The 14511-nt window shown below is 41.9% G+C and carries 8 protein-coding genes; 1 reads left to right on the forward strand and 7 read right to left on the reverse strand.

All coding sequences use genetic code 11. The annotated features are described in order from the left end of the window. Positions 1-262: 262 nt before the first annotated feature. On the forward strand, positions 263-1651 hold the full coding sequence (locus tag ABTQ23_RS05625; protein ID WP_408614682.1) for an MATE family efflux transporter: 1389 nt from the start codon (positions 263-265) through the stop codon (positions 1649-1651). Positions 1652-1724: 73 nt separating this feature from the next. Here the strand turns inward: ABTQ23_RS05625 and ABTQ23_RS05630 are convergent, their stop codons facing one another. The 7 genes from ABTQ23_RS05630 to dacB all read right to left on the reverse strand — a co-directional run bounded on the left by ABTQ23_RS05630 (position 1725) and on the right by dacB (position 14496). Next, positions 1725-2258 carry a cell division protein ZapC domain-containing protein gene (locus tag ABTQ23_RS05630; protein WP_408614683.1) on the reverse strand — a complete coding sequence of 178 codons (534 nt, stop codon included), beginning with the start codon at positions 2256-2258 and terminating at the stop codon, positions 1725-1727. 65 nt (positions 2259-2323) lie between these two features. Continuing rightward, positions 2324-3334 carry a quinone-dependent dihydroorotate dehydrogenase gene (gene pyrD / locus ABTQ23_RS05635; RefSeq protein ID WP_408614684.1) on the reverse strand — a complete coding sequence of 337 codons (1011 nt, stop codon included), beginning with the start codon at positions 3332-3334 and terminating at the stop codon, positions 2324-2326. A 53-nt stretch (positions 3335-3387) separates the two neighbouring features. Beyond that, on the reverse strand, positions 3388-8214 hold the full coding sequence (locus ABTQ23_RS05640) for an NAD-glutamate dehydrogenase (protein WP_408614685.1): 4827 nt from the start codon (positions 8212-8214) through the stop codon (positions 3388-3390). 112 nt (positions 8215-8326) lie between these two features. Next, positions 8327-8548, reverse strand: coding sequence for a DUF2835 domain-containing protein (locus ABTQ23_RS05645; protein WP_408614686.1), 222 nt, complete (start codon positions 8546-8548; stop codon positions 8327-8329). A 194-nt stretch (positions 8549-8742) separates the two neighbouring features. Further along, the gene (gene pepN / locus ABTQ23_RS05650) at positions 8743-11352 is read right to left on the reverse strand and encodes an aminopeptidase N (RefSeq protein ID WP_408614687.1); all 2610 of its coding nucleotides are present in this window, start codon (positions 11350-11352) and stop codon (positions 8743-8745) included. 158 nt (positions 11353-11510) lie between these two features. After that, positions 11511-12881, reverse strand: a complete 1371-nt coding sequence (locus ABTQ23_RS05655) for a sodium-dependent transporter (RefSeq protein ID WP_408614688.1) — start codon at positions 12879-12881, stop codon at positions 11511-11513. A gap of 241 nt (positions 12882-13122) precedes the next feature. After that, entirely contained in the window at positions 13123-14496 is a 1374-nt protein-coding gene (gene dacB, locus ABTQ23_RS05660; RefSeq protein ID WP_408614689.1) for a D-alanyl-D-alanine carboxypeptidase/D-alanyl-D-alanine endopeptidase, read from the reverse strand. Positions 14497-14511: the final 15 nt, after the last annotated feature.

Raw genomic sequence — 14511 nt, forward strand, 5'->3', positions numbered from 1 at the left:
TAAGCTTGTCCGTTACCATCGGACAATGAGGCTAATCGTAACGGAACCATCCCTTAAACTCAAATGGAAATGGTGGTTATTTAAGCAAAACAATTTCAGTTTTTAGCGTGCTCTATCAAAGCGTTAAAAACCATGGGCAAAACTTTAGTGAAGCCAAATATTTGAGCCAAACCAAACTGGGTAAATAAAGTCGTATTCTTAGGCAAAAGAAGGTACCCTCTGCTGATTCAAAAGGCCCAAGAAATTACACTATTACGTTGTTATGAAGCGTTTCTATAAAGAAGAAATAGCGCGTTTAGCTAAGCTCGCGTTCCCCACTTTAATTACCCAGCTTATTATGATGGGAATGAGCGTCGTTGATACGCTCATGGCCGGTCAAGTTAGCGCAACTGACTTAGCCGCTGTTGCTTTAGGAAGCAGCCTGGTAATGCCGCTGATATTCTTTTCTCAAGGAACGTTGCTTGCAGCCACCCCTATTATTGCCAACCACTACGGGGCTAAACGATATCGCCATATTCGCCGAACGCTGATGCAATCACTATGGCTAGCTTTGATTATGAGTGTCTTAGCGAAGCTTATTTCAACCCAGCTGTACCACTTAAGTGCACTGATGAGCCATGATCAGCAGTTAATTAACTTAGCCAATGAGTATATTCATTTTCTATCGTGGGGGATCTTTGGCGCTTGTTTTTATCAAGCATGGCGCGGTATTAATGAGGGCGTTGGCAATACACGCATCATTATGGTGTTTGGGGTCATAGGAATTTTACTAAATATTCCCATTAACTACATTTTTATCCATGGCTTATATGGCATGCCTAAATTAGGTGGCGCCGGTTGTGGCGTTGCAACGGCACTGGTTTTCACCTTTATGGCAATTGGATTGGCCAGTTATGTCTATTCTTGTAAGCGATATAAACCGCTAAGACTGTTACATATCCGAATGAAGCCTCGTAAAGACAGAATATTAGCAATCGCAAAACTGGGGATCCCAATTGCATTTTCAATTTTTTTTGAAACGAGTTTATTTTCAGTCATTACCATTCTGATGGCTCCTTTTGGCACCAATACCGTTGCGGCCCACCAAGTCGCTATCAACTTTGTCGGGGTGATCTTTATGGTGCCGTTAAGTATTGGCATGACGATGACTATCCGCATTGGCCATTTACTCGGAGAAAGAGAGTTAGAAAAAGCGCGAAGGGTCGGAATTTTAGGTATCGGTCTATGTCTATTAATAGCTCTTTGCACCGCAACACTGACGGCATTATTGCGCCCTCAAATTGTGGCACTTTATACCGAAAACATCGAAGTGAGAGATATTGCGATTCAACTATTATTGGTTGGAGCAGCATTTCAATTATCTGACGCGCTGCAAGTTGTCGCAGCGGGTGTGTTACGCGGATATCAAGATACCCGCAGTGTTTTATGGATCACACTCATTAGTTATTGGCCCATTGGGCTTGGTAGCGGCTGTATTTTGGGAATGACGGATTGGTTAACATCCAAACCATTAGGTGCCATCGGATTCTGGCTGGCATTTATGTTTGGGCTTAGTTGTGCTGCTGTAATGTTACTCATTCGGTTCTGGCGATTAAGTCACCATTATGAAAAATGGAACACACCTGTCAATGGTAAACTGGCGCGAAACTAACAATTGATACAAACTCTTAAAATAAAAAAACCTACCAAAATGGTAGGTTTTCTATTTTAACTGTAGCGGCGCCTTAGACGGCCCGCGCATACTGCTTTACACTGACAGGCTCAATGATGCGATCCCGCATCACTTTAATCACATCAAATTGATTCATTGATTTAGCACCACTAAGCCAAAGCTCTTTCTCTAAACACATGCACAATGCAGAGGTCGGCTCAGCTTCGAGCACCATAAACCAAGCCAAAGATTTCTGAGTTTGCAGTTGGATCATTTCACCAAATTGGCAGGGCTGCATTTCACTGCCCTGCGCAAAAAACCAACTCTGCGGCATCATGGGTTTATGATAATACTTCAACGTTAACGCATTGAGTGCGGTCTGAACTTTTACCGGATCAGGCCAGTCAACACCTTCTAAAACTTCTAACAAATAAAGATAGTGCTGAGTCTGCTCGCATGTAAACTCACCTGCTTGGGCAGCAGCCGGACTCATCTTGCGTCCCTCAAGCTCACTGACAAACTGCATCTGTTCTCCAAGCAGCAGAGTCATCCGCTGTATTTTGGAGTCAAATAACCAGTGCCAATTTTTATTCGGGTGCAGCAACATATCCCAACCTTTATTAATTGTATGCGTTAGGTATATTTCATTTTAGTTAAATATTCAACAAAAATTTATATAGCTTGGCAAATTTGATGAATTAATTCTGGCCCACGATAAATAAATCCACTATAAATTTGAACTAATTGAGCACCTGCATTTATTTTTTCTTTAGCAGCCATTGCTGAATCAATACCACCCACGCCAATAATTGGAATTTGGTTATTTAAATAACCGTGTAATTTCTTAATAATAACCGTAGAAGGCATTTGTAAAGGTCGGCCACTTAATCCACCTTGCTCATTGCTATAACGCATACCTTCAACCATACTACGGTCAATCGTGGTATTGGTTGCAATGACGCCGTCAATGTTGTGAGCAAGCAGGCTGTCAGCTATTTGCTCAAGCTCTTGATCGGTGAGATCAGGTGCGATCTTAACAACGATAGGTTTGCGTACTCCAGATTGTTTTGCTAATTCTTCACGTTTATTATCAAGACTCGTTAATAAATCATCTAAAGCTTCACCATATTGCAATGTGCGAAGCCCTGGAGTATTAGGACTTGAGATATTAATCGCAATATAAGAAGCATAAGGATAGGCTTTTTCTAAACAAATAAGGTAATCATCTTTACCTTGTTCGACAGGTGTAGTGAAATTTTTACCAATATTAATTCCCAGAACACCTTTATAATTTGATCTTTTGATCTGTTCGATCAAATGATCGATCCCTTTATTATTAAATCCCATTCGATTAATAATACCTTCGGCATCAACTAATCGAAATATACGTGGTTTATCATTACCATCTTGAGGTTTGGGCGTCACAGTCCCTACTTCTAAATGGCCAAATCCCATTGCAGCAAATGCGTCTAAACATTCACCGTTTTTATCAAGTCCAGCAGCAAGCCCGACTGGATTTGGAAAATCAATTCCCATTAAATGAATAGGCGCATGTTCAATCACCTGCCGATACAGATAACTCACAGGGGTACGCCCGGTGGCCTTAAACATAGCCAGAATGACATCATGTGCGCGTTCTGGATTGAGTTGAAATAGTAAACTTTTTGCCAGTGGATAATACATTGGAACTCCCTTAAGGTCATCCCCCGAAGTTGCGGGGCTTCGGGGGGCATAGTTTACCCTAAATCGGCGCAGTTTAAATTCAATAAATTGAGTTCACGCAATAATACTGAAAATTTTGCAAATTCATGGGTGTTAGATGTCTTAAAATCAGCCAACATATGTTGCCAACGCTCAATAAGTTGGGTATGTGCGCTCATCCAATCATCCACGCCGGGATCGGCTTCAAGCTGTTTTTGTTCAAGCCAGCGAATGGTATGTGTTGCCAAAACCCTTTGCTGCCAATCAAGCTCTTCACGAAATGATGCTCTGGCAAGTGCTTGCCAATGGTTGTCTACTGGCAATACTAGAATTTCATTTAAGAACCAATGCAGCCCCATTTTAGCCCCAAGGCTAAAATACAAATCAGCAACATAGAAATCCGAGCTTTGCACTTGTTCACTAATTTCAGCGATATCAAGGCATGCAAAGATGGAACTTAGCTCTGCAACGCGTCTTGCTATCTCTTCTGGAACTCCTTTTGCGTGCCAATCGCTAACAAAATCTTGAATCTCTTTCACCTCGTCTGGAACTAACGCATCATCCATTGATTCGAGCAATGTTTGGTGGACACTGCGATAGCGTGCAATTTGCTCGTTAATCGTTAATTTGCGATTACGTTGGCGCAAGAACCTCCGCACAGAGCGACGCATCAAGCGGCGCACACTGCCCATGAGTAAAAGTTGAAGTTTAGCATCGACCTTATTATCAAGCGCTTCAAGCGCGGCAAATAGTTCGCGAGTTTTAAAGATTTCGCGGCTCATGATGTAGCAAACACAAATCTCTACAGCGCTTGCCCCGGTATCATCTTGCAGCCTTGCGACAAAATTAAAACCCATATCATCGACTAGTTGATTGGCCAATCGCGTCGCTATAATTTCATTGCGCAGCGGATGACTTTCCATCTGAGAAGCGTATTTTTTACCAAGTAATGGTGGAAATGCTTCGATGAGAACTTTTGAAAAATACGGGTCGTCATTAAGCTCGGATGTATTAAGCTGCGCTTTGAGCACCATTTTGGAGTAAGCGACTAAGATGGCCATCTCAGGGCGAGTTAAGCCAACATTAGCCGCGATTCGCTCACTTAGCTCATCATCATTGGGCAGGTATTCTAGTTGGCGGTTCAGCCAGCCATGGCGCTCTAATTCATGAATAAAACGAATGTTTTCTTTGCTAATCCCCTGACCTAACGCATTGGTAATACTAATCGTCTGGCTCTGGCGATACGCATTTTTTAACACAATGCCGGCGACATCATCGGTCATTTTAACTAACATTGAGTTACGTTGTTTTTCGGTGAGATCGCCTTCATTAACCAAAGAGTTAAGCAGAATTTTAATGTTAACTTCATTGTCAGAGCAATCAACGCCGCCTACGTTATCAGTAAAGTCCGTATTAACTCGGCCCCCATTTAGTGCAAATTCGATGCGCCCTAATTGAGTCACCCCAAGGTTACCGCCCTCACCTATAATTTTTGCGCGAACATCTTTACCATTTATTCGCAGCGAATCATTGGTTCTATCGCCAACATCACTATTACTTTCTTTGCCAGATTTAATATAAGTTCCAATTCCGCCATTCCAAAGCAAGTCAACGGGAGCTGTTAAGATGGCTCTAATTAACTCGTTTGGTGTTAACTGTTTACTTTGACACCCGAGTGCCTTCTGTATTTGTGGAGTCAACGTAATAGATTTAGCTGAACGCAAAAATATCGCGCCACCTTTTGAAATTAAGCTGCGATCATAATCATCCCAACTTGAGCGCGGTAAATTAAAGAGTCTTTGGCGCTCAGCAAAGGAACTGGCTGAATCCGGATCAGGGTCGACAAAGATATGCATGTGGTTAAATGCTGCGATTAGTTTGGTTTGCTCAGATAACAACATACCGTTACCAAAAACATCCCCTGCCATATCGCCAATACCCACACAGGTAAATGGCTCATTTTGGCAATCTTTCCCCAACTCGCGAAAATGTCGTTGTACTGACTCCCATGCACCTCTGGCGGTTATTCCCATACCTTTGTGGTCATAACCGTTGCTCCCACCAGAGGCAAAAGCATCACCCATCCAGAAGTTATAACTTAAGCTAATTTCGTTAGCGATATCAGAAAATGTTGCGGTTCCTTTATCAGCTGCAACAACTAAGTATGGGTCTAACTCATCAAGACAGACCACATCTTGAGGGCGAACACTTTCACCAGAAACGATATTATCGGTAATATCTAATAAACCGCGGATAAATATTCGATAACAAGATTTACCTTCGGCAAGCCATGCGTCTCTATCAGAAATTTCTGGCAACTGTTTACAAACAAAACCACCTTTGGCGCCAACTGGGACAATAACCGTGTTTTTCACTTGTTGAGCTTTAACTAAACCTAGTACCTCAGTTCTGAAGTCTTCACGTCTATCGGACCAGCGCAGACCGCCGCGAGCCACCTTGCCGCCACGTAGATGCACACCTTCAACTTTGGGTGAATAAACAAATATCTCAAATTTTGGCCGAGGTTCCGGCATCTCGGTGATTTTATCTGGCAAGAATTTAAAGGAAATATATGGTTTTTGCTGATTATCTTGATAGTAGTTGGTGCGAATTGTCGCTTCAATCAGCTCAAGAAAACGGCGAATGATACGGTCATCATCCAAGTTATCAACTTGCTCTAATGCGCCGATAATCTGCTGATGTAACGTTTTTTCTGTTTCTGCATCAAGACTGTCAGGGCAAAAACGACTATGAAATAGATTAACCAGCATTGCGGCTATCTGTGAGTATCGACCTAGAGTTTCTTCTATATATTGTTGGCTGAAATTAGAGCCAATTTGGCGCATATATTTCGCATAAGTGCGCAATATTGCCACATTCCGACCAGTTAAGCCTGCGCTTAATACCAAGCGGTTAAAGCCATCATTTTCAATATCCCCTGACCAAACGTGTGATAGAGCATCTTGGAAATTATCTCGATATCGTTCTAAATCGAGCTCTTTTTGCCCTGGGTAAAACATTGTGAATTCTAAAATCCAGTAATCTTTATCATCGCTTGTCTGAATTTTATAAGGTGACTCACCAATAATTCGAAGCCCCATATTTTCTAACATTGGCAAAATATCGGATAAGAACAGCGGTGCACCATAATGAAATAATTTTAGGTTCAGTAAGCTACTACTGCGTTTTTGCTCCTGAGCCCGATATAAAATCATCCCCAGTTGCTGTTCCGATTTTAACTGCTCCAATTCAATAATATCGGCAACCGCTGAACCTGGCATCACGGACTCTTTATACGAGCGAGGAAATGCGGATTGATAACGATGAGCTAATCGCTGCGCGTCATCCTCTCCGAAATTAGCACTTAATGACTCAATTAATTTATCATCCCAACTGCGAGCGGCTTCAATCAAGTTTTGCTCCAACTCTGCTTTGTTTACATTTTCTCTTGGTTGCTCAACACGAACCAAGTAATGGGTTCTGGCAAGCGCCCCTTCGGTAAAATAGGTCGAAAATTCAACATCGCCTACACCATTAAAATAATCTTTTAAAATGCTTTGAGTTTTTTGGCGAAATGAGGTGTTAAAGCGATCTTTCGTGGTATACACCAGACACGAATAAAAGCGGCCGTAGATATCTCGACGTACAAAAAGTTTAACTTGGTCGCGTTCCTGGATCTGAAAGACCTCAATCCCTGTTTCAAGTAATTCATCTTCCGTTTCTTGAATAAGTTCATCACGCGGGTAAGTCTCAATAAAATTCACCAGAGCTTTATACGCATGGGAGCCTTGCGCCAGGCCCGATTGATCCATAATCCGAGCCACTTTTTGATTGATCAGCGGAATATCCATCACACTATGGTTGTATATAACCGAGGCATACAGGCCAATAAAGCGGTGTTCACCAATGACGTTGTGGTTTTTATCAAACGCTTTAATGCCAATATGATCAATATAAGCTGGGCGGTGAATACGCGATTTAAAGCGACTCTTATTTAATAGCAACGGATCGTTATTAAGTGCCAAAAATCGAGCTTCTTCAGGAACTGAAGATAAAGATAAAGTGCGAGTTTCTATCTCTCCTCTAAATATCCCATATTTTTCATCACCTGCTGGTTCGAGATGATAATCCCCTTTTACCGGTGTTAAAGAATAAAAACGATATCCAAGAAACGTAAAGTTGTCACGGCTCAGCCATTTTAGAAAATCAATTGGTTGAGTGAAATCGAGCTTTTGCTTTTTGCCCTCTGAGGCTAAGCTGTCACATACTTCTAATAGCTTTTTATGCATTGGCTGCCAATCATCAACGACCAGAGCTATTTCAGTTAATACCTGAGCTATTTCATCTTTAAGACAATTCAGTGCATCAGCAGAAGTTTGCCTATCAATCTCAATTAAAAATGCGGTTTGATGTGGAATATCTTTGCGCTGATGAGTTTTAGCAATTAAATCGATGTCACCAGATTTTTCACGTTCAATGGCCAATGGTTCATGTAAGAACAAATGAACACTTACGCCAAGACGGTTTAGTGCCATACGAATTGAATCGACTAAAAAAGGCCGGTCTTTAACGACAACTTCAATGACGGTGTGTGGTGATTGCCAGCCATGGCGAGATAATTCTGGGTTAAACACATAAATATGGGTTTTATCGACAGGCGTATCTTGTAGCGCATTCCACAGGCTAATGCCCATACCATACAAATCGCTATCGCTATGATGCACTAAATCTTGGGATGACAGCCCATCAAACATTCGAGCCATAAATTGCTGAGCGATCAGCGCTTCTCGCTCATCTAATTTTTGGCCAACGATACGATAAACTTTTTCAAGCAATACAGATGATACATGCATTCTGGTCATCAGAGTGATCCTTACTTCGGCATTCAAACGGCTTTATTAAATATAGAAGTAGATCCACAATATTCATTATGAAAAGCAAATAAAATTCGTAATTTAGGTGGCTGTCACTCAATTATGTAATACGCTCTAGTGACTGAAACTTATTGTTCTCATCCGTTATCAGGCGAAAATATCCTCGAATCCCTAATTGACTAACAAACGGTAAGAAATGACTAGCCTGAATTTTTATCATTAGACCTTCGTCTGTTTCTATCATTAGATAACGCGCACTGCCCTGATAAACTTGTAAAAAGTCTTCGTAACTAACGCTGATATTGAATCGGTAATGTTTCATACGTGTTGGTTGGGTCCATCGCGAAAAGTCAGAGCTACGACTTGGCACAAAAAAGCTTTATGGCTAGCCGAATACTTTGTATTGAGTTTAAAAAATAGCGGTGATGTTGTAACTACAAAATAGTTTTTTTATGAATCGCAATCACGAAAAAGGAGCCAAAGGCTCCTTTTAACATTTTGTATGAGACAATCGGATTAAGCGAACTGACTCAGTGCTTTGTCAATTTTCTCATATAGATCGCGACTAATATTATCAATCTTAGCCAGCGAGGTTAAAACCTCTTTAATTTTGCTTTGATGACTTTGATCCAAACGACCAAACTGGATCAATGGCGTTACTAATCGAGCCGCAACTTGCGGGTTGCTTTCGTTCAGTTTAAGCAAAATATCCCGCAGGAATTCATAACCACTACCATCTTCACGATGAAACGCAACAGGGTTGGCTTCGCAGAAACTTCCAACCAACGAACGGGTGCGGTTTGGATTGCTTAAGCTAAAGCTTGGATGATTTAACAGCGCTTTTACTCTCTGTAGTACGTCACTACCAGGATAGGTTCCTTGCAGCGTAAACCATTTATCCATCACTAAGCCGTCATGCTGCCATTTTTGCTCAAAATCACGCATCAGCTCATCACGACAAGCCAATTGAGCCTGATTCGCGCAGTTAAGATCGGCCAGTGTCATCGTCATAGTGCGAGCTTGTTGGTATTCACGCTCGATTAATGCTTCGTTGCGAAAAGCGGCATATTTGAGAAGTTGCGCTTTTAAACTGCGCCAGCCAATCTGTTCACTCTCTAACTCATCTTTGTCAATACCCGTAGCTTTGGTAATGAGCGCGCTAACTTCGTCTTCAAGCTGCTCAGCAAGATAACTTTGTAACCAGAAACGCACCGCTTCAATGGCATCGATGTCAGCGCAATCGAATAGTTCAATCAGCTCACGAGTACTTGGCAGGTTAAATAATAATGCGGTAAAGGCCGGATCTAACTCTGGGTCAAGAAGTGCCGCGCGCAGCACATCCACAAACGCTTCAGGAACGGTTAATTCCTTGCGCTCCTGATAAGCTACAACATTCAAGCGAACATATTTGTGAACAAGTTGCTGCAGTGCATCCCAACGACAAAATGAGTCAGTTGCCTTTTGGGTGATCAATAACAGTTGCTCATCACTGTAGTCATAAAACAATTTCACAGGTGCTGAGAACTGTTGTAACAGACAAGGTGTGGGTTCACTCGCTACCGATTCAAATACAAAGCTCTGTTCAGTATCCGTTAAATTTAGCACCGAACCATTACGTTGCGACTGTGCACCTTTAAGCTCGATAGGCTTACCATCTTGAGTAAGCAGTTCAATATCAACTGGAATATGCAGCGGTAGTTTTTCACTTTGATCGGCTGTTGCCGGTGTCATTTGAGCAAGTGTCAGTGTATAGCGCTGAGTTGATGCATCATAGCTATCTTTAACGCTCAGATGTGGCGTACCCGATTGTGAGTACCAGCGGCGAAATAACCCTAAATCGATACCGGAAGCATCTTCCATCGCTTGTACGAAGTCATCACAAGTTACCGCTTGGCCATCGTGACGTTCAAAATAAAGCGCCATCCCTGCTTGGAATTTTGCCTCACCCAGCAATGTATGCATCATTCGAATGACTTCAGCGCCTTTTTCATAAACTGTCAGCGTGTAGAAGTTATTCATCTCAATCACTTTTTCAGGGCGAATTGGATGAGCCATTGGGCCTGCGTCTTCGGCAAACTGATGGCTGCGCAGTATTCTGACATTGTTAATTCGTTCAACGGCTCGCGAGTTTAAATCAGAGCTAAATTCTTGATCGCGAAAAACGGTTAAACCTTCTTTAAGCGATAGTTGGAACCAATCGCGGCAGGTTACCCGGTCGCCGGTCCAGTTGTGGAAATATTCGTGTCCGATAACCGACTCAATTCCCATATAATCGCTGTCTGTTGCCGTATCTGGGCTTGCGAGTACATATTTGGAGTTGAAAACGTTTAAGCCTTTATTTTCCATCGCGCCCATATTGAAGAAATCAACGGCGACGACCATGTAAATATCAAGGTCATATTCAAGGCTAAAACGACTTTCGTCCCAAGCCATCGCTTTTTGCAGCGATTCCATCGCATGATGAGCGCGATGCAGATTGCCTTTATCAACAAAAATCTCTAGCGCTACATCGCGGCCGCTGCGAGTTTTGAAGCTGTCGCTAAGTTTGTCAAAATCACCCGCGACCAGAGCAAAGAGATAACTTGGTTTTGGAAATGGGTCTTGCCAGAGGACCCAGTGTCGATCGCCTTCAAGTTCGCCACTTTCTATTTTGTTCCCGTTAGAAAGCAAAAATGGATAATCAGCTTTAGGTGCTTCAACGCGGGTGGTAAATGTCGCTAAGACATCTGGACGGTCCTGATAAAAAGTGATCCGGCGAAAACCTTCAGCTTCACATTGGGTACAAAAAGCATCACCAGATTTATACAGCCCTTCGAGCGCTGTATTATTTTTCGGATCAATTTCGTTAACGATAGTGAGCTGACATGAACCAAGGCCGTTAATACTCAGCCCTTCATCATCACGGCTGTAATCGGTATAAGGTTCACCATCAACCAATAATTCAATCAGTTTTATTGATTTATCACCATCTAAATGAAGTGGCTCGTCTTGGCGAATCTGTTTAATATCAAGCACTGCGGTGACTTTAGTCTGATGGTCATCCAGCACCACATCTAAATCAATATGAGATGTAGTAAATCCAGGGGCAATATAATCTTTACGGTATTTTGCGACAGGGGTAGACATGGATCTTAATCCTTATCAAAAATTCATTCCCCTAGTGTAATAAAACTGCTTAGAGCAGCAACTAAAAATCAACAAAATATCCTACTTTGCTAATCATTCTTAGTTGATGAGACTAAAAAACCGGCATTGCGCCGGTTTTTTAAGCTAAGAGCGAACCGTTAGATAACGCCAATGGCGTTTAAGAACACTAACAAAATCGCAGCGGGTGATACATATTTAAGGCAAGCCACATACGATTTAAAGAAGCGGCGCATTTCAAAACTTTTTGCGGTGCGAAGAGATGGTTTAAGGCGCCATCCCACAAAAATAGCGGTAAATAACCCACCAACCGGCAACATAATATTAGCAGTAATGTAATCGATGATATTAAAGATGCCATCACCAATTGGCGTATGAAAACTTGCCCAACTGACTTTTGCCAGTGCACAAATAGACAATAAGCTCAGCAGCCAAATCAATACCCCGCATAAAATTGATGCTAATACCCGGCTCATCCCTTTGCGTTCAACAAAATAGGCAACTGGCGCTTCAAATAATGACAGTACCGAAGTAAATGCAGCAAAGGTCACCATGATAAAGAACAGCATTGAAATCAATGATCCAAACGGCATGTTACTAAATGCAATCGGTAGGGATTGGAATAACAACCCTGGTCCAGCCCCTGGCGCAATACCGTGAGCAAAAACCACTGGATAAATAGCCAATCCCGCACACAATGCAACGAGCGTATCGGCCAGCGCAACAATGATAGATGTTTTGGCGATTGATGTGCCTTCTGGCAAGTATGCGCCGTACATGATCATAATGCCGAGCGACAAACTTAAGGTAAAAAAGGCATGCCCTAATGCCATAATAAAGCCGTTGAAGGTCAACTTACTGAAATCTGGATAAAACATAAATTTCACAGCACCAGAAAAATCACCTGTTGCACATGAATACACCATTACAATCAGCAATAGAATAAATAAAGCTGGCATCATATAACGAATGGCGGTTTCTAAACCTCGTTTTACCCCTTTGGCTAAAAAGTAAACGGCAGCGACGATAATAATCGAAGTGAATAAAATCAGCTTATCAATGGATCCTAATAATCCTTTAAAAATTTCTTGGATCACTGCTGAATGGCCATCGGCAGCACCAATCGAACCCGTCGCTGAATAATAAATGTAAGCAACAGCCCAACCGGCAATCACAACATAAAAACTTAAAATTAGAAACCCAGCAATAACGCCTAATGCACCGTTATAGGCCCATTTTGGATTTAAGCCATGTTCTCTTGCGACTTTTTCCATCGCATGGGCCGGTGTCGCGCGCCCCTGTTTCCCGATATAAACTTCAGCCATCATAACTGGGATCCCGATAGCGAGAACGCAGAAAAGATAAACCAAAACGAATGCCCCACCACCATTCTCACCCATGATGTATGGAAACTTCCACAGATTACCCAAGCCAACTGCCGATCCTGTAGCGGCAAGAATATAGGTCAGTTTGCTAGACCAACGACTATTTACCGATGTTGTGTTACTCATGCTCTAAAAATATTTCCTATAATTAATATCATTATTATCGGCTATATTTAACCATAAAATGGCATATAATTACACAATCATGGCATCCAAGGTGCTTTATTTGAACGTTTCAACCAACTATATATTCTAAGACAGCATAAAAATTCAGAGATAAAAAAATGGCTAGTTTATCCTTCGATAAATTAGCCATGATGTAGAAAATCTATACAGATTTAATCGCAAAAATGAAATATAAAGTTAGTTAATTGCTCTTCTTATAGTGATTCATTCCAGCGGTTAGCCATTTCGTCTCATTTTCTTTCATGATATCAACAGCACTTTCATCTGAGTCAGAGCTACTCACTTGATTACTCATAATGACGAACGGTACAAGTTGGGCGTGTATTTTGACAAAACCAGCCAAATTAGAGACGCCGTTCATTGAACCAGTTTTGGCAATGACATTTGCTTTTAACGGAGCACTCATAACACTACTTCGATAGCGAAGTGTGCCATCAACCCCTGCAACAGGTAAATTTGCAATTAAAGGACGAAATTGAGAATTATCGCGCCATAACTTCAATACCTTATAAATCGTTTTTGGATAAATTAGGTTTTCTCGCGATAAACCGGAACCATCGTTTAAGACTTGGTTTTCCCGGTTGATGTGATGTTCAGCCAATACTTGCCAAATCACTTTGACGCCAGCTTTAAATGTACCACTTAAGCCAGTTTTTACATAAGCAAGTTGCTTGGTTAGACTATCAGCAATCACATTGTCTGAATGTTTCAACATATGATGCAAAAGCTTCGCAAGTGGTTTAGATGAATGGGTAAATGTATTGGAATATGGGGTAAGCACTTTGGCAAAGGCGATCTTATCTGACAAAGTCATTTTATCGTTCATGATGATTTTACTCACCAATGCTTCAACGTAGGAGCGAACATTTACCACTGAAAATGCCAAAGGCAATACTTTGCGATTTTTGCCAACGCAGCCATAGATACGAAAATGATTGTCGCTATTAACCGCATGCAGTGGCTCGCAATTGTCTTCGTTATTTGTTGTCACAGTCTGATTCGAAAAGCTAACGCCTGCAAAACTTGCGACAAACAAACGCCCGGGTTGACCGATTTGAGTCGGCTTTAAATTACCCAACACACAATTGTGATCAACAATCGCTGCACTGATAGGCGCAGCGAAACAGATCCCATGATCATTCCAAACCTGCCCTAATCCCCATTGATGGCCGCCATAACGGCTATCATCAATTTGAAAATGGCGGATTTTGGTGATCCCTTGGCGTTTAAGCCTACCGATTAACTCGATTAAATTATCTAGCTTTAAAGTCGGGTCGCCACTAAAAATCAATTGAACATCAGCTTGATGAGCCGCTACTTTTTTGAAATGTAATTGTGTTTTAAACACAAATTTTGGCCCAAGAGTCTGCCAGGCTGCAGTTGCGGTTAGCAATTTAGTAATGCTAGCGGGCTTTGCCAGATATTGCTGCTGAGCCTTTGCCTGCCAAGGGGCCATGGTTTGAACCAATGCACCTTGTGGTACATCCATCGCGTAACAGGCAAAAATACTAGATGATGTAATGAATAAAACAATGAGACGGCATATCCAATTCACGAGATTGACCTAGTC

Origin of the sequence: Celerinatantimonas sediminis (assembly GCF_046054195.1) — a bacterium.
Taxonomy (GTDB): Bacteria; Pseudomonadota; Gammaproteobacteria; order Enterobacterales; family Celerinatantimonadaceae; genus Celerinatantimonas.